Below are 15,942 nucleotides of genomic sequence, written 5' to 3'. Positions count from 1 at the left end.
GGCCAGGCACCGTGGGTGCCTGGCCGGACCTCAGCTCCTAAATCTCGCCCCGGAGTTTGGCGAGCGCCTCGGCGAGGATCGCCTCGCCGTCCGCGTCGCTGCGCCGCTCCCGTACGTACGCGAGGTGCGTCTTGTAGGGCTCGGTGCGCGGTGGGTCCGGCGGGTTGTCCCGGTCCTGTCCGGCCGGAAAGCCGCAGCGCGGGCAGTCCCAGGTCTCGGGAACCTGCGCGTCGCTGGCGAAGCTCGGCTGCGTCTCATGCCCGTTGGAGCACCAGAAGGAGACGCGCAGCCGCGGCGCGGACTCGCCACGCTCGGCCTCACCCATCGGCCCCGCCCCGACCCGGCTTCCTCGGATCGCGTTGCCACTTGCCACGGTCGTAACTCCCTGCGTGATGGTGCCGCGAAGCGAGTCGGCGTGACGCTTCGCTGCGAGCGCCTCAGTCTACGTAAGGCCCAACGCGCGTCCAGTGACTGGAGTTACACCCCACCCCGGAGACGCAAGCCCCATGATAGGCCGCACTCGAGGGCGCGTACCGGACATGGGGCTTTATGCGTGCTATGTGCTGTTGTACCGATGTCACCCGCTGATCAGTCGGTGACCCTCATCCGGTCAGTTGGTGACCTTCATCAGGATGCCGAGTACGACAATGCACGCGAACCACAGCAGACCGACTACGACGGTGATGCGGTCGAGGTTGCGCTCGGCGACCGACGAGCCACCGACGGACGACTGCATACCGCCGCCGAACATGTCGGAGAGGCCGCCGCCCTTCCCCTTGTGCATCAGCACCAGCAGCATCAGCAGCAGGCTGAAGACGATCAGGGCGATCGAGAACCCCATAACCACAGCTGGACCAACTTCCTCGGACTCATACGGACGACGGGGGGCCGGAGCTTCACACAAGAAGCCGCCCGGCCCCCGCAAGGGTACGACGTATCGCCGCTACCGCCTACTCGCGACCGGCTGGGCCCTTCCTGGGCACGGCCTCACTGGTCGCGGAACCGGACGATCTTGACGAACTCGTCGGCGTCGAGCGCCGCGCCACCGATCAGGGCACCGTCGACGTCGGGCTGGGCCATGATCGCGGCGACGTTGCCCGCCTTCACGGAGCCGCCGTACTGGATGCGGACCTGGTCGGCCAGCTCCTGCGAGTACAGCTCGGCGAGGCGGCCCCGGATCGCGCCGCACACCTCCTGGGCGTCCTCGGGCGTGGCGACCTCGCCGGTGCCGATCGCCCAGACCGGCTCGTACGCGATCACGATGGACTCGGCCTGCTCGGCCGGGATGTCCTTGAGGCCACCGTCGACCTGCGCGAGCGTGTGGGAGACCTGGTTGCCCGCCTTGCGGATCTCCAGGCCCTCGCCGACGCACAGGATCGGGGTGAGGCCGTGCTTGTAGGCGGCCTTGACCTTGGCGTTGCAGAGCTCGTCGGTCTCGTTGTGGTACTGCCGGCGCTCGGAGTGGCCGATCGCCACGTACGTGCACTTGAGCTTGGCCAGCATCGAGCCGGAGATCTCGCCGGTGTAGGCACCGGAGTCGTGCGCCGAGAGGTCCTGGGATCCGTACTTGATCTTGAGCTTGTCGCCGTCGACCAGGGTCTGTACGGAGCGCAGGTCGGTGAAGGGCGGCAGGACGGCGACCTCGACGGCCTCGTAGTCCTTGTCTGCCAGGGCGAAGGCAAGCTTCTGGACGTGTGCGATGGCCTCGAGGTGGTTGAGGTTCATCTTCCAGTTGCCCGCCATCAGCGGCGTGCGCCCAGGCGAAATAGATGAAGCCATGTGGGTCAGTCCTCCAGTGCGGCGAGGCCGGGGAGCGTCTTGCCCTCGAGGTATTCGAGGGAGGCGCCTCCACCGGTCGAGATGTGGCCGAATGCGGTTTCGTCGAAGCCCAGGATGCGGACGGCCGCGGCGGAGTCGCCACCGCCGACGACCGTGAAGGCCGGGGAGTCGAGGAGGGCCTGGGCGACCGCCTTGGTGCCCTCGGCGTAGTCGGGGTGCTCGAAGACGCCCATCGGACCGTTCCAGAAGACGGTGGCCGCGTCGGCGATCTTCGAGGCGAACAGCTTGCGGGTCTCCGGACCGATGTCGAGACCCATCTGGTCGGCCGGGATGGCGTCCGCGGCGACCGTGGTGGGGTTGGCCGGAGCCTTGGTCTTCAGGTCCGGGAACTCGGGGGCGACGAGTGCGTCGACGGGCAGGACCAGCTCGACGCCGATTTTCTCGGCACGCTCGATGTACTCGATGACGGCCGGGATCTGGTCTTCCTGGAGGAGGGAGCTGCCGATCTCGTACCCCTTGGCCTTGAGGAAGGTGTACGCCATGCCTCCGCCGATCAGCAGGCGGTCGGCCTTGCCGAGCAGCTGGTCGATGACGGCGAGCTTGTCGGAGACCTTGGCGCCGCCGAGCACGACGGCATAGGGGCGCCGTACGTCCTCGGTGAGCTTCTTCAGGACATCGACTTCGGCGGCGATGAGGTGGCCCGCGTAGTGCGGCAGGCGCGCCGGGAGGTCGTACACGGAGGCGTGCTTGCGGTGCACGGCACCGAAACCGTCGCCCACGTAGACATCGGCCAGGGCCGCGAGCCGGTCCGCGAACTCGCCGCGCTCGGCGTCGTCCTTCGACGTCTCACCGGCGTTGAAGCGCAGGTTCTCGATGACCGCGATCTGACCGGGCTCCAGGCCGTTCACGGCGTCGTGGGCGGCGTCGCCGACGGTGTCCCCGGCGAACGCGACGGGAGCGCCGAGGAGCTCGCCGAGCCGCTCGGCGGCGGGCCGCAGCGAGAACGCCGGATCCGGGGCCCCCTTGGGGCGGCCCAGGTGCGAGGCGACGACCACCTTGGCGCCCGCGCCCGTGAGGGCCTTGAGGGTGGGCAGGACGGCGCGGATACGGCCGTCGTCGCTGATGACACCGTCGGCCAGCGGCACGTTGAGGTCGGCGCGCACGAAGACGCGCTTGCCGTCCACGCCCGCGGAGAGGAGTTCGTCGATCGTCTTCATAAAGGGACTCCTGGGAGAGCTCTTTTGTCCTGGAGGGCGGATCGATTGTCCCGGAGAGCTGATCGATCCGTACGTGAGACAGGGCCCGGGCAGCGCTGCCCGGGCCCTGTGCTCACATCGAGGTGCTTGCTCTGGGACTCAGAGCTGGCCGCCGACGAAGACCGTGAGGTCCACGAGGCGGTTGGAGTAGCCCCACTCGTTGTCGTACCAGCCGAGGATCTTCACCGACTTGCCCTCCTGGACCATGGTCAGGGAGGAGTCGAAGGTGCAGGAGGCGGGGTCGCTGACGATGTCCGAGGAGACGATCGGGTCCTCGGTGTACACCAGCACGCCCTTGAGGTCGCCGTCGTCGGCGGCCTTCTTGAACGCGGCGTTGACCTCGTCCTTGGTGACCTCGCGCTGGAGCTCCACGACCAGGTCGGTGGCCGAGCCGGTCGGGACCGGGACACGCATCGCGATGCCGTCCAGCTTGCCCTTGAGCTGCGGGAGGACCAGGGCGGTGGCCTTGGCGGCACCCGTCGTGGTCGGGATGATGTTCTCCGCGGCGGCGCGGGCGCGGCGCAGGTCCTTGTGCGGGAAGTCCAGGATGCGCTGGTCGTTCGTGTAGGCGTGGACCGTCGTCATCAGGCCCTTGACGATGCCGAAGTTCTCGTCGAGCACCTTGGCCATCGGCGCCACACAGTTGGTGGTGCAGGAGGCGTTCGAGATGACGTGGTGGTTCGCCGGGTCGTACTTGTCGTGGTTGACGCCCATGACGATGGTGATGTCCTCGTCCTTGGCCGGAGCCGAGATGAGGACCTTCTTGGCACCGCCGGCGATGTGCTTCTCGGCGTCGGCCTTCTTCGTGAAGATGCCGGTCGACTCGATGACGATGTCGACGCCCAGTTCACCCCACGGAATGTCGGCGGGGTTCCGCTCGGACAGCACCTTGATGGTGCGGCCGTCCACCGTGATGGTGTTTTCGGTGTGGGACACCTCGGCCTTGAGACGGCCCAGGATGGTGTCGTATTTCAGCAGGTGAGCGGTGGTCGCGGTGTCACCCAGGTCGTTGACAGCCACGATCTCGATGTCTGCACCCTGCTCCAGCAGCGCGCGGAAGTAGTTACGACCGATGCGGCCAAAGCCGTTGATGCCTACGCGGATCGTCACGAACCGATCTCCTCGTTAGGTACGCCGGTTTTCGACGCCGGCGAGTTGTATGGGATGTCCCCGACCGCCTACGACCCTACCTCCCTGAGACGGCTGGAGTGACATCGGTGACGCCCCATACGTGACAGGGCGGTCCGTACCCGCCAGTAGGGGTACGGACCGCCCGGGCACGAGGCCCGAAAAGGGGGCCGAATGCGTACTGATCAGCTCTTCAGAGCGGCCAGCGCCTTGCCGAGCAGAGCCGTACGGTCGGCCGCCGCGGCGACGTGCTCCAGGCCGAAGCCGAGCAGCACGCTGTCACGCGTGGTGACCGCTCCGTACGTCTTGAAGAGCTCTCCGGCGCGTCCCCAGTCCTGGACGACCGCGGGGCTGCCCGCGGGCGGACCGGGCACCTTCCAGGCCCCGAGCGAGGACTCGAAGCCCTCGGTCTCGCCGGCCTTGCCGCCGATGACGACGGAGGCGTTGTCGGCGAGGACGCCGTGGCCGCCGGTGCCGGGGTCGCTGATGTAGCTCAGCGAAACCTCCACCGTCTTTCCGGCGTACGCGGAGAGATCGAAGTTGACCTCCTTCCAGCCCTCGGAGGCTCCGGTGAAGCTGTTCCAGGAGCCGCTCGTGCCGGTCGGGGAACAGCCGGCCGAGCCCTGGGTCAGATACCTCTTGAGGGCGGGGTGCCCCTGGATGAAGTACCCGGCCTCGCACTCGGCGGGCACCGCGGTGCTGGTGGCGCCGCCCGCCTCCGGGAGCGTGGTCCAGTCGTCGGCCCCGGCCGTGTGCGCCTCGAGCACGGCGTGGTCGTAGCCCTGCTCGGTGTCCCAGAGGAGGCGCGTGCGCAGCGCGGGCGCGTCGGCAGCACTGACTCCGGTGAGGTCGATGGTGCGGGTGAGGCGGTTCCAGGCGAAGTCGGAGTGGGTGACGGCCGCCATGGACGCGCCTTCGTACGGGCCGTACGGGTTGACGCTCCCGGGGTACTGGCCCGCGCCGGCGCTCGCGAACTGCGGGTACTTGTCCGCGGGCAGGGTGTCCGAGGTGACGCTGTACGATCCGGCCGCGTTCAGCGGATTGCCGGGCGCGTCGCCGAGCGCGCCCTTGGTGCCGGCGAGCCGTCCGGCGCCCTCGAACGCCTTCACGCCCGGGCTCGTCGTACGCGAGTAGGCGCCGAGGTAGTACTGGCTGAAGTCGTTCGTCAGTGCGCCCGGCAGCGCGACGTTGCCACCGGCCTGCTCGCCCGCCTCGATCAGCTTGCCGCCCTCGTTGAGGTAGGCGCGCAGCTGCAGCTGGGTGGCGGAGCCGGGACGTTCGGAGCCCGTGTAGTGGACGACCGTCTTGAAGTGGCCGAGGACACCGAGCGCGTCCGGCACTCCCTGCGTGGCGACGTCCCAGACCAGCGGCTTGCGGCCGTTGGCCTTCAGGGCGTCGACGTAGGTCTGGGCCTGGCTCGCCGCGGCCCCCTCCTCGGCGACCACCAGCGTGTCGGCGCGCGGCCGTTCGACGATCGTGTACGTGAAGTGCTCGCTGGAGGTGGGCTTTCCGCTTCTCGTCTTGCCGGTGAACCAGACCTCGACCTTGTCGCCCGGCTCACCGTCCTGGACCGGCGCCCGGTACTCGTCGAAGTAGAGGTTGTCCTCGCCTCCGAAGGTCTCGCCGCCGTCCCAGGCCTCCAGCGCCTCGTCCTTGGTACGGCCGCCGTTGACGCGGTACCTGAGCTCCTTGTCGCGTACGGACTTACGGGCCACCACGGAGATCTCCTGGTCGGCGCCGCGCGAGTACGACGTCGTGAAGGAGGCCGGGGCGAAGTCGGGCGCGTCGACACCGACCGAGGACTTCGGCTGGTCGGGCTTGGCGGCGGCCTCGGCGACGGAGAGCGCGAAGGGGACGTTCTTCGCGAACTCCTGCTGGATCAGCTTCTCGTCGTCCGGGAAGGTGAAGATCGACTCGCAGTCCGCCGCGTTCCAGGCGTCGTTCGGGTCGACGTTCGACGCGCTCTGGCAGGTCGACATCTCAGGCGTGAACATCGCCGTGCCGTTGACGTTGGACGCGTGGCCGTCGGCCTCGCCGTTGGTCGTGTAGAGCTCGGAGGAGACCTGCGGGCGGTAGCCGGGAATCGCCGGTTTCTCGGGCGTGCCGGCGAGGGACTTGTAGAGCACGTCGTCGGGGCTCGGGGTGGCCACCTGCCAGCCGACTCCGTAGAGGATCAGTTCGGCGGCGGAGTGGTAGTTGATGCCGTACTCGAAGTCGAGGCGTTTCTCGAAGGCGTCCAGCGCCTTGGTCTCGGGCTCGGAGCCGGGCGCCGCGCCACGGTAGGTCTGGCTGGTCGGGTACGGGGACGAACCCTCGTTGTCGTAGCCCCACTTGTAGGCGAAGTTGCGGTTGAGGTCGACGCCGTCGCCGGTGGTCCAGGCGCCGTCACCGTTGATGTCCCGCATGTTCTTGCGCCACTGACGGTCGCCCTCGGGCTTGAACGTCCAGTCGTAGCCGTCGGGGTTGGCCGAGAGGACGAACCACAGCTCGGTGGAGTTCACGAGCTTCGTGACGCGCTCGTCCTTGCCGTAGTTGTCCAGGTAATAGTGCATCAGACGCCGTGTCATCTCCGGCGTGATCCACTCACGTGCGTGCTGGTTGGACACGTACAGCACGGAGGGTTTGGCGCCGTCCTTGGTCTTCTTGGCGCCCTTGGTGAGCTTGACGGCCAGGATGTCCTGCCCCTGAAGGGACTTGCCGATGGAGACGACCTTCGTGAGGGACGGATGCTCCTGTCCCGTCTTGACGATCTCCTCCTTGAGGTTGCCCTTTCCGTTGTACGGCCGGTAGACCCCGTCTCCCGCGGCCGACACACGCGCGCGTGCCTTCGCCGAGAGCTTGTGCTCGGTGAGGTCGACGCCCTTCTTCTCCAGTTGCCCGGCCTGCTTGTCGGTGAGGTAGACCTCGACCGTGGCCGTGCCCTTCTCGGGTGCCTGTTCCCCCAGTTCGTGCCCGTCCTGGCCCGCCGCCAGGAGCAGGGGTACCTGCTCCTTCGTGACCTCGGCGCGGAAGACCTTGACCTCGTCCCCGCCCGGGTCGGGCGCACTGGCGTCGTCCGCCTGCGCCATGGGCGCCATGCCCGCTCCGCCCAGCAGGAGCACGCCGGCAGCGAGGATCGATCTCGCTCTTCGTCTCATGAGCCCCCCTTGCAGTGGTTCGCCACAGCGGCGAACAGGTGCCAGGCTCATGACACATCGCGGCCAAGTCAAGAGGGCGTCAAGAACAGCAACACGCCGGTGCGGACGCCCATTTGGGGCGCCCGCACCAGCGTGTCGAGGATGTCGAGCGGTTCCGCATCGTCAGCCCACGAGGTTGTCGGCCATCTCCTCGGTGAGGTTCGACTCCGTCCCCGGGATGCCCAGGTCCTGGGCCCGCTTGTCGGCCATGGCCAGCAGGCGGCGGATGCGGCCCGCGACGGCGTCCTTGGTCAGCGGCGGGTCGGCGAGCGCGCCGAGCTCCTCCAGCGAGGCCTGCTTGTGCTCCATGCGCAGCCGTCCGGCGGCGGCGAGGTGCTCCGGAACGTCCTCGCCGAGGATCTCCAACGCGCGCTGCACACGGGCTCCGGCGGCGACGGCGGCGCGCGCGGACCGGCGCAGGTTGGCGTCGTCGAAGTTGGCGAGGCGGTTGGCGGTGGCGCGCACCTCGCGCCGCATACGCCGCTCCTCCCAGGCGAGCACGGACTCATGGGCGCCGAGGCGGGTCAACAGGGCGCCGATGGCGTCACCGTCACGGACTACGACACGGTCCACGCCGCGCACTTCGCGGGCCTTCGCGGCGATCGACAGGCGGCGGGCCGCACCGACGAGCGCGAGCGCCGCCTCCGGGCCCGGGCAGGTCACCTCGAGGGAGGAGGAGCGGCCGGGCTCGGTCAGCGAACCATGCGCCAGGAACGCCCCGCGCCAGGCCGCCTCGGCGTCGCAGGTGGCCCCCGAGACCACCTGCGGCGGGAGACCCCGGATCGGGCGTCCACGGCCGTCGACGAGCCCGGTCTGGCGGGCCAGCTGGTCGCCGCCCGCGACGACACGGACGACATAGCGCGAGCCGCGGCGCAGACCACCGGGAGCCATCACGATCAGCTCGGAACTGTGACCGAAGATCTCCAGGATGTCCCGCTTGAGGCGGCGCGCCGCCATCGCGGTGTCCAGTTCCGCCTCGATCACGATGCGGCCGCTCACCAGGTGGAGGCCGCCGGCGAACCGCAGGATGGCGGAGACCTCCGCCTTTCTGCAGCAGGTCCGGGTGACGGGGAGCCGGGAAATCTCATCCTTCACCGCTGCCGTCATCGCCATGGGCCGATCCTTCCATGCATCCGAAAAATACGGTCGTACGCGGCGGCCAACAGCTCCGGATCGTGCCTCGAAGACCCGTCGGGCCGGGCCACAGGCGCCAGCTCGACCGCGGCCTCGAACCGCTGCGCGGCTTCGGTGAGTAAATCGCGGTCGGGCACGGCGGCCTCGTCGGCCAGCACCACGTCCAGGGCGAGTTTAGGGGCGTGTCGTGCCAAAACCTCCAAATGACGCTGCGGGGAGAAGCCCTCGGTTTCTCCGGGTTGCGGGGCGAGGTTCAAGGAGAGCACGCGGCGCGCCTTCGTCTCCGTGAGGGCGTCGCGCAGCTCGGGCACGAGCAGGTGCGGGATCACCGAGGAGAACCAGGAGCCGGGGCCGAGGACCACCCAGTCCGCGTCGAGGACCGCCGCGACGGCCTCGGGGACGGCGGGCGGGTCGTGCGGCAGGAGGTGCACGGACTGCACCTCACCGCGGGTGAGGGCGACGGTGGCCTGGCCACGCACCGTGTCGATGTCGTCGGGCCGCGCCGGATCGTGGCCCTTGACGAGGGCCTGGAGCTCCAGAGGTACGGCGGACATCGGCAGCACCCGCCCCTGCGCGCCCAGGAGCTTGCCGACCAGGTCCAGGGCCTGGACGTGATCACCCAGCTGCTCCCAGAGGGCGACGATCAGCAGATTGCCGACCGCGTGCTCGTGCAGGTCGCCCTTGGACTGGAAGCGGTACTGGATGACGCGGGCCCAGGTCTGGCCCCAGTCGTCGTCGCCGCACAGCGCGGCGAGGGCCTTGCGCAGGTCGCCGGGCGGCAGCACCCCCAGCTCGTCGCGCAAGCGACCGCTGGATCCACCGTCGTCCGCGACGGTGACGACCGCGGTGAGGTCACCCGTGATACGGCGCAGGGCGGCGAGCGACGCCGACAGGCCCATGCCCCCGCCGAGCGCCACGACCTTGGGCTGGGCGCCGCGGCGGCGCGGCTTGCCGCCGCGTGCCTCGGAGGGCCTGCCACCGCGCCCCTCGGCGGTCACCCGGCGCAGCCTGCTCAGCCGCAGAGCAGCACGTCCGGTCATTCGCGGCCCATGTCCCGGTGGACGACGACCGTCTCCACACCCTCGGACACCAGGCGTGCGGCGAGCTTCTCCGACATCGCGACGGAGCGGTGCTTGCCGCCGGTGCAGCCGACCGCGATGGTCACGTAACGCTTGCCCTCGCGTCGGTATCCGGTCTGGACGAGGCGGAGCAGCTCGGCGTACCGGTCGAGGAACTCCTTGGCACCGGGCTGATTGAAGACGTACGCCGCGACCTCCTCGTTGAGGCCGGTGAACTGACGCAGCTCCGGGACCCAGTGCGGGTTGGGCAGGAAACGCATGTCCACGACCAGGTCGGCGTCGACCGGCAGGCCGTACTTGAAGCCGAAGGACATGACGGTGGCCCGCAGCTCGGGCTCCTCCTCTCCGGCGAACTGGGCGTCCATCTTGGCGCGCAGCTCGTGCACGTTCAGGCTGGAGGTGTCGATCACCAGGTCGGCGTCGCCGCGCAGCTCACGCAGCAGCTGGCGCTCGGCGGCGATGCCGTCGACGATGCGGCCGTCGCCCTGGAGGGGGTGCGGCCGACGTACGGACTCGAAGCGGCGCACCAGGGCGTCGTCGGAGGACTCCAGGAAAACGATCCGCCGTGTGACGTTCCTGGCCTCCAGGTCGGCGAGGGACTCGCGGAGGTTGTCGAAGAAGCGGCGGCCGCGGACGTCGACGACGACCGCGATCCTGGCGACATTGCCCTGGGACCGGGCGCCGAGCTCCACCATGGTGGGGATCAGCGCGGGCGGCAGGTTGTCGACGACGAACCAGCCGAGGTCCTCCAGACACTTGGCGGCGGTCGACCGGCCCGCCCCGGACATGCCGGAGATGATCACCAGCTCGGGGATGGCCGCCTCGGGGACCCCGGCCGTTTCGATGCCCGAATTCACCTGTGCTCCGTCTTCCTGGCCCGCTTCGCGGGGCGAGCGATCTTCGCTCGTCTCCTCGTGCGGTTCTTCGTGCGCGTCGTGCTCGTTCATGGCTCCTGCCCCCGTCGCTTGTCCGAGGCGCCCGCGGATACGGGCTCCCCCGCGGAACCCGCCGTCGTTCCGAGTGCCGCGTCTTCCTCGTCTTCCATGATCTCTCCAGTCGCCGTGTTCACGGCGGGTGCGGCCGGGGTTGCCTTGGCAAGGGCCACAGCGATCGCCTCGGCCGTCTTACGGCCTATGCCGGGAACCTCGCAGATCTGGTCGATGGTCGCGGATCGCAGTTTCTTCAGCGAACCGAAGTACTTGATCAGCGCCTGCTTGCGCGTCTCGCCGAGGCCCGGCACGTCGTCCAAGGGGCTCGCCTTGAACCGTCTGGCCCGCTTGGTGCGCTGGTAGGTGATCGCGAAGCGGTGCGCCTCATCGCGTACACGCTGAAGAAGATAAAGCCCTTCGCTGGTGCGTGGCAGCACCACCGGGTCGTCCTCGCCGGGCAGCCAGACCTCTTCGAGGCGCTTGGCGAGGCCGCAGACGGCGATGTCGTCGATGCCCAGCTCGTCGAGGGCCCGATGGGCCGCCGCGACCTGCGGCTGCCCGCCGTCGACGACGACCAGCTGCGGGGGGTACGCGAACCGCTTCGGCCGCCCGTCGTCCTCGGTGAGCCCGTTCTCCCCGTCCGTCCACTCGCCGGTCTTCTCCTTCTCGGAGAGGTAGCGCTTGAAGCGGCGGGTGATCACCTCGTGCATGGACCGGACGTCGTCCTGCCCCTCGAAGCCCTTGATCTGGAAGCGGCGGTACTCGCTCTTGCGCTGGAGGCCGTCCTCGAAGACCACCATGGAGGCCACGACGTCGTCCCCCTGGAGGTGCGAGATGTCGTAGCACTCGATCCGCAGGGGCGCGCTGTCCAGGTCGAGGGCCTCGGCGATCTCCTCCAGGGCGCGCGAGCGCGTGGTCAGGTCGGAGGCCCGCTTGGTCTTGTGCAGGCCCAGCGTCTGCTGGGCGTTGCGCTGGACGGTCTCCATGAGGGCTTTCTTGTCGCCGCGCTGCGGGATGCGCAGCGACACGTTCGAGCCGCGCCGCTCGGTGAGCCACTCCTGGACGGGCTCCACCGGATCGGGCAGCGCCGGGACGAGCACCTCCTTGGGGACGGAGTCGCCGGTCTCCTCCCCGTACAGCTGCTGGAGGGCGTGTTCGACGAGGTCCGCGGTGGTGACGGCCTCGACCTTGTCCGTCACCCAGCCGCGCTGACCGCGCACGCGTCCCCCGCGTACGTGGAAGATCTGCACGGCCGCTTCCAGCTCGTCCTCGGCGACCGCCATCAGGTCGGCGTCGGTCGCGTCGGCGAGCACCACCGCGTTCTTCTCCATGGCCTTCTTGAGGGCCTCGATGTCGTCGCGGAGGCGGGCCGCGCGCTCGTACTCCATCTCCTCGGCCGCGTCCGTCATCTGCCGCTCCAGGCGGCGGATGTACGTCCCCGTGCGCCCGGCCATGAAGTCGCAGAACTCGTCGGCGAGTTCACGGTGGTCCTCGGCGGAGATCCGCTCGACGCACGGGGCCGAGCACTTGCCGATGTAGCCGAGCAGACAGGGGCGGCCGGTGCGCTCGGCGTTCTTGAAGACACCGGCGGAGCAGGTGCGGACGGGAAAGACGCGCAGCAGGAGGTCCACGGTGTCGCGGATCGCCCACGCGTGCGCGTACGGGCCGAAGTACCGTACGCCCTTGCGCTTGTGGCCGCGCATCACCTGCACGCGCGGGAACTGCTCGTTCATGGTGACCGCGAGGTACGGGTAGCTCTTGTCGTCGCGGTACTTGACGTTGAAACGGGGGTCGAACTCCTTGATCCAGGAGTACTCCAGCTGCAGCGCCTCGACCTCCGTGGACACCACCGTCCACTCCACCGACGCGGCCGTCGTGACCATGGAGCGCGTACGTGGGTGGAGGCCGGCCAGGTCCTGGAAGTAGTTCGCCAGGCGCTGGCGCAGGCTCTTCGCCTTTCCGACGTAGATCACCCTGCGGTGCTCGTCACGGAATTTGTAGACCCCCGGCGAGTCGGGGATCTGCCCTGGCGTGGGGCGGTAGCTGGACGGATCGGCCATGTCTCACACCCTACTGGCGAGGGGTGACAGCGCGGCGGCGTGGAGGCGGGACTCCGGCAAGGTGAGGACGGCGAGGACATGGCCGTGGATGCTCCGGTTGAGCATCAAGTGTTGTCCGGTCCTGATCAACACGCTTCAATGCGGGGTGACTCGGGGCCGTGAACGACGGCGCACGCATGTGGGCCTCTCCCGCGCGCCGGCCAGGAGCCTCTCCGAACAGTTTGAACGGCCCCGGCGGCCGTTGTGAGCATCCACAGAAAGGCCCCCGTATGCGGCACGGCACACAGTACGCGGACGTCGCCACCGCCGAACTGGAGACGGCCCTGCATGGCGGGCCCTTCCATGTCGCCCTGCGCGCCGCGATCGCCGCGCGCGGACTGCCGCTGCAGCGCGTGCAGCACCACCTGACGCGCTATGGGGTCAAGGTCGGTGTGACGAGTCTGAGCTACTGGCAGCAGGGCGCCCGGCGCCCTCAACGCCCCGAGTCGCTGCGGGCCGTGCGTGCCCTGGAGGAGATCCTCAAGCTGCCGGACGAGTCGCTGATACGGCTGCTCGCCGAGGCCGACGACCACTCCGGCCCGGAACGCTCCTCGGCCCGTTCGTACCGCTCCCTGGTGGAGGCCTCCGGGATCCTGGAGAAGCTGCTCGCCGAGCTGGGGTCGACGCTCGACGGCGGACTGCACACCCTCGGCCACCACGAGTGCGTACGGATCGGGACGCGCAGGGAGCTGCTGGGGCGCGACTCGCACCACATCGTGCGCGCCCACAAGGACGGCATCGACCGCTATGTGGCCGTCCACCACGGCGACCCGGGATGCGCGCCGGAGCGCATGACGGTGCGCGCGCTGGAGAACTGCCACACGGGACGCGTGCGTTGGCACCATGACACCGGTGTGCTCGTGGCGGAGCTGCTCTTCGACACGCGGCTGCGTACGGGCGACACCCATCTGTTCCGCTACGGCGTCGAGGACGGCACGGCGGGCGCGTCCAGCGAGTACGTCCGCGGCTTCAGCGTCTCGGGCGGGCAGTACGCGCTTGAGGTGCGGTTCGCCGAGGACACGCTGCCCGTGCGCTGTCACCGCTTTACGCAGCACTCGGCGGCGGCGCCGCGCAGTGGCCGTCAGGAGCTGACGCTGAGCGGCCGCCACCGGTCGGTGCACGTGGTCGAGCCGCGGGTGCGGTCGGGGATCCTGGGAATCGGGTGGGACTGGGAGTGACCGCCTGAGTCAGGTCAGATCAGGTCGGGCCGGCCGCGGGTTGTCTGTCCGGAGGCTTTGCGGCGCCCCCGTTCACACGCTCGCGTAAACGCTTACGCAAGCGTTTACGTTTCCCGTCCCATGAGGTACGGTCCCCTCCAGACGGCGCCCCCACCGGGCGGAAGAAGGGGCACAGCAATGGCGACGATGGTCGACGTGGCCCGTAGCGCGGGCGTATCCGTCGCGACGGTCTCGCACGTGCTCAACGACACCCGCCCGGTGCGGCCGGCCACCCGCCAGGCCGTGCTCGACGCCATCGACGAACTCGGCTACACACCCAACACGCTGGCCAGATCCCTGGTGACCGCGCGTACGCGGTCCATCGGGCTCGCGGTGTCGGCGGTCAGCAATCCCTACTTCACGGAGATCCTGCAAGGCGTGGAGGCCGGTGCCCTGGAGCACGGATACAGCCTGTTGATCGCGGACCCGCACGACGATCCGGCGCATGAGCGCAAGGTGGTCCAACTGCTCCACGAGCGCCGGGTGGACGGCATGATCGTCGCGCCGTCGGCGCAGCCGGCCGAGCTCATCGGCTACCTCGGGCGGCAGAACGTGCCGACGGTCTTCCTGGACCGGCTGGTCGACGATGGCGAGGTGCCGGGGTTCGAGTACGACCAGGTCTGCGCGGAGAACGCCGAGCCCGTCACGCGTCTGGTCACTCACCTCGCCGAGCTGGGCCACAAGAGGATCGGCCTGGTCGGGGGCCTGCCGGGGCTGAGCACCACGAGCGAACGGATCTCCGGTTACCGGCACGGGCTCGCGGCCGCGGGTCTTCCGTACGACGAGCGGCTGGTGGTGTCCGGCAGCTCCGAGGCGGAGGGTGCCCAGCGGGCGACCGGCGAGCTGTTGTCCCTGCCGACGCGACCGACGGCGCTCGTCACGGCCAACAACACCATGACCATCGGGGCGCTGCGGGCGCTGCGCGAGAGGGACCTGTCCGTGCCCGGTGACATGGCCCTGTGCTGCTTCGACGACTTCTCATGGGCGGACCTCTTCTCGCCCCGGCTCACCGCGATCTCCCAGCCCAGCAAGGAGATCGGGGCCAGTGCCGTGCGGCTGCTCCTGGACCGGCTGGCCTCCCCCGGCCGTCCGGCCCGGACGCTCCGGCTGCCCTCCGCCTTCGTTCACCGCACCTCGTGCGGCTGCCCCGAGAAAGGATCCGACTCGTGATCGTCGTCGCCGGTGAGGCCCTGATCGACTTGGTGCCGAGAGAGGCGGGCGCGCTCGCGGGACTCGATCCGCGCCGCGGCGGCGGCCCGTACAACACGGCGGTCGCGCTCGGCCGCCTCGGCTCCCCGGCCGCCTTCTGCTCCCGGGTGTCGGACGACGCCTTCGGTGAGGCCCTGGTCGGCGGCCTGCGCGAGGCGGGTGTCGACGTGTCGTCCGTGCAGCGGGGATCGGAGCCGACAACCCTCGCGGTCGCCACGATCGACGCGGACGGTTCGGCCCGTTACTCGTTCTACGTCGAGGGCACGGCGGACCGGCTGTTCTCGACACCGGACGGCCTTCCGCACGGAACGAGTGCGGTGTCGTTCGGCACCTGTTCGCTCGTGCTCGAGCCGGGCGCGAGCGCCTACGAGAAACTGATGCGGGTCGCCTCCGCCCAGGGCGTGTTCACCGCGCTCGACCCGAACATCCGCACCAGGCTGATCTCCGACGCGGACGCCTACCGGACACGGTTCAAGAGCTGGCTGCCCTCGGTGTCGCTGCTCAAGCTGTCCCGGGAGGACGCGGACTGGCTCGGCGGCACCCCGCGCGAGTGGCTGGCGTCGGGACCGTCGGCGGTCGTCGTCACGCGGGGCGGGGACGGTCTGACGGTCTTCACGCACGACGGCGCGGAGTACGCGGTGCCGGGCGAGCGGGTCGACGTGGTGGACACGATCGGCGCGGGCGACACGGTGAACGCGGCGCTGCTGCATGGTCTCGCCGCACGCGACGCCCTGTCCCCGGCGGGACTGGCCGGCCTGGGTGCCGACGGCTGGACCGCGCTGCTGCGGTTCGCGGCGCGCGCGGCGGCGATCACCTGCTCACGGGCGGGTGCGGAGCCGCCGTACGCCTACGAGCTGGGCGACTTCCAGGCCCTGTGACGACAGGGCTCTCCGGCCCGCACGAACGCGCCGCGCCCCACGGGGAGTTCCCGTGGGG

General features: G+C 69.6%; 13 protein-coding genes. 3 read left to right on the top strand and 10 right to left on the bottom strand.

The window, feature by feature from the left end:
• Positions 1-37: 37 nt before the first annotated feature.
• The 10 genes from FGD71_RS37645 to uvrC all read right to left on the bottom strand — a co-directional run bounded on the left by FGD71_RS37645 (position 38) and on the right by uvrC (position 12,541).
• Positions 38-373, bottom strand: coding sequence for an RNA polymerase-binding protein RbpA (locus tag FGD71_RS37645; protein ID WP_119105043.1), 336 nt, complete (start codon positions 371-373; stop codon positions 38-40).
• A gap of 237 nt (positions 374-610) precedes the next feature.
• On the bottom strand, positions 611-841 hold the full coding sequence (gene secG / locus FGD71_RS37640) for a preprotein translocase subunit SecG (protein ID WP_004002137.1): 231 nt from the start codon (positions 839-841) through the stop codon (positions 611-613).
• A 146-nt stretch (positions 842-987) separates the two neighbouring features.
• The gene (gene tpiA, locus FGD71_RS37635; RefSeq protein WP_119105042.1) at positions 988-1,779 is read right to left on the bottom strand and encodes a triose-phosphate isomerase; all 792 of its coding nucleotides are present in this window, start codon (positions 1,777-1,779) and stop codon (positions 988-990) included.
• A 5-nt stretch (positions 1,780-1,784) separates the two neighbouring features.
• Entirely contained in the window at positions 1,785-2,996 is a 1,212-nt protein-coding gene (locus tag FGD71_RS37630; RefSeq protein ID WP_119105041.1) for a phosphoglycerate kinase, read from the bottom strand.
• 138 nt (positions 2,997-3,134) lie between these two features.
• Positions 3,135-4,145, bottom strand: a complete 1,011-nt coding sequence (gene gap / locus FGD71_RS37625) for a type I glyceraldehyde-3-phosphate dehydrogenase (protein WP_119105040.1) — start codon at positions 4,143-4,145, stop codon at positions 3,135-3,137.
• Positions 4,146-4,348: 203 nt separating this feature from the next.
• Positions 4,349-7,300 (bottom strand): M14 family metallopeptidase, encoded by a 2,952-nt coding sequence (locus FGD71_RS37620; protein WP_119105039.1) that lies wholly within the window; start codon positions 7,298-7,300, stop codon positions 4,349-4,351.
• Between the two features lie 162 nt (positions 7,301-7,462).
• Positions 7,463-8,452, bottom strand: coding sequence for a DNA-binding protein WhiA (gene whiA, locus FGD71_RS37615; RefSeq protein ID WP_119105038.1), 990 nt, complete (start codon positions 8,450-8,452; stop codon positions 7,463-7,465).
• Positions 8,443-9,513 (bottom strand): gluconeogenesis factor YvcK family protein, encoded by a 1,071-nt coding sequence (locus FGD71_RS37610; protein ID WP_119105037.1) that lies wholly within the window; start codon positions 9,511-9,513, stop codon positions 8,443-8,445. The genes whiA and FGD71_RS37610 overlap by 10 nt, the downstream gene beginning before the upstream one ends.
• Entirely contained in the window at positions 9,510-10,499 is a 990-nt protein-coding gene (gene rapZ, locus FGD71_RS37605) for an RNase adapter RapZ (RefSeq protein ID WP_119105036.1), read from the bottom strand. The genes FGD71_RS37610 and rapZ overlap by 4 nt, the downstream gene beginning before the upstream one ends.
• Positions 10,496-12,541, bottom strand: coding sequence for an excinuclease ABC subunit UvrC (uvrC, locus tag FGD71_RS37600; RefSeq protein ID WP_119105035.1), 2,046 nt, complete (start codon positions 12,539-12,541; stop codon positions 10,496-10,498). Before uvrC ends, rapZ begins: the two co-directional genes overlap by 4 nt.
• Before the next feature lie 269 nt (positions 12,542-12,810).
• Here uvrC and FGD71_RS37595 point away from each other — a divergent pair, with 269 nt between their 5' ends.
• The 3 genes from FGD71_RS37595 (at position 12,811) to FGD71_RS37585 (ending at position 15,884) form a co-directional block, all read left to right on the top strand.
• Positions 12,811-13,758, top strand: coding sequence for a hypothetical protein (locus FGD71_RS37595; protein ID WP_119105034.1), 948 nt, complete (start codon positions 12,811-12,813; stop codon positions 13,756-13,758).
• 177 nt (positions 13,759-13,935) lie between these two features.
• A complete protein-coding gene (locus FGD71_RS37590; protein WP_119105033.1) occupies positions 13,936-14,967 on the top strand; it encodes a LacI family DNA-binding transcriptional regulator in 1,032 nt (343 codons plus the stop codon).
• Positions 14,964-15,884: a carbohydrate kinase family protein gene (locus FGD71_RS37585; protein WP_119105032.1), complete on the top strand. Its 921-nt coding sequence runs from the start codon at positions 14,964-14,966 to the stop codon at positions 15,882-15,884. The genes FGD71_RS37590 and FGD71_RS37585 overlap by 4 nt, the downstream gene beginning before the upstream one ends.
• The last annotated feature ends 58 nt before the right edge of the window (positions 15,885-15,942 follow it).

It is taken from the genome of Streptomyces sporangiiformans, from assembly GCF_005768555.2.
GTDB lineage: Bacteria > Actinomycetota > Actinomycetes > Streptomycetales > Streptomycetaceae > Streptomyces > Streptomyces sporangiiformans.
Note: the sequence above shows the minus strand (reverse complement) of the source record. Positions and strands in the feature narration are given on the sequence as shown.

Excerpts from the sequence above, each read along its gene's own strand:
- rapZ (WP_119105036.1), bottom strand. The coding sequence starts at position 10,499 with ATGAACGAGCACGACGCGCACGAAGAACCGCACGAGGAGACGAGCGAA.
- FGD71_RS37610 (WP_119105037.1), bottom strand. The coding sequence starts at position 9,513 with ATGACCGGACGTGCTGCTCTGCGGCTGAGCAGGCTGCGCCGGGTGACC.
- whiA (WP_119105038.1), bottom strand. The coding sequence starts at position 8,452 with ATGGCGATGACGGCAGCGGTGAAGGATGAGATTTCCCGGCTCCCCGTC.
- FGD71_RS37595 (WP_119105034.1), top strand. The coding sequence starts at position 12,811 with ATGCGGCACGGCACACAGTACGCGGACGTCGCCACCGCCGAACTGGAG.
- FGD71_RS37590 (WP_119105033.1), top strand. The coding sequence starts at position 13,936 with ATGGCGACGATGGTCGACGTGGCCCGTAGCGCGGGCGTATCCGTCGCG.
- FGD71_RS37620 (WP_119105039.1), bottom strand. The coding sequence starts at position 7,300 with ATGAGACGAAGAGCGAGATCGATCCTCGCTGCCGGCGTGCTCCTGCTG.
- FGD71_RS37630 (WP_119105041.1), bottom strand. The coding sequence starts at position 2,996 with ATGAAGACGATCGACGAACTCCTCTCCGCGGGCGTGGACGGCAAGCGC.
- secG (WP_004002137.1), bottom strand. The coding sequence starts at position 841 with ATGGGGTTCTCGATCGCCCTGATCGTCTTCAGCCTGCTGCTGATGCTG.
- uvrC (WP_119105035.1), bottom strand. The coding sequence starts at position 12,541 with ATGGCCGATCCGTCCAGCTACCGCCCCACGCCAGGGCAGATCCCCGAC.
- tpiA (WP_119105042.1), bottom strand. The coding sequence starts at position 1,779 with ATGGCTTCATCTATTTCGCCTGGGCGCACGCCGCTGATGGCGGGCAAC.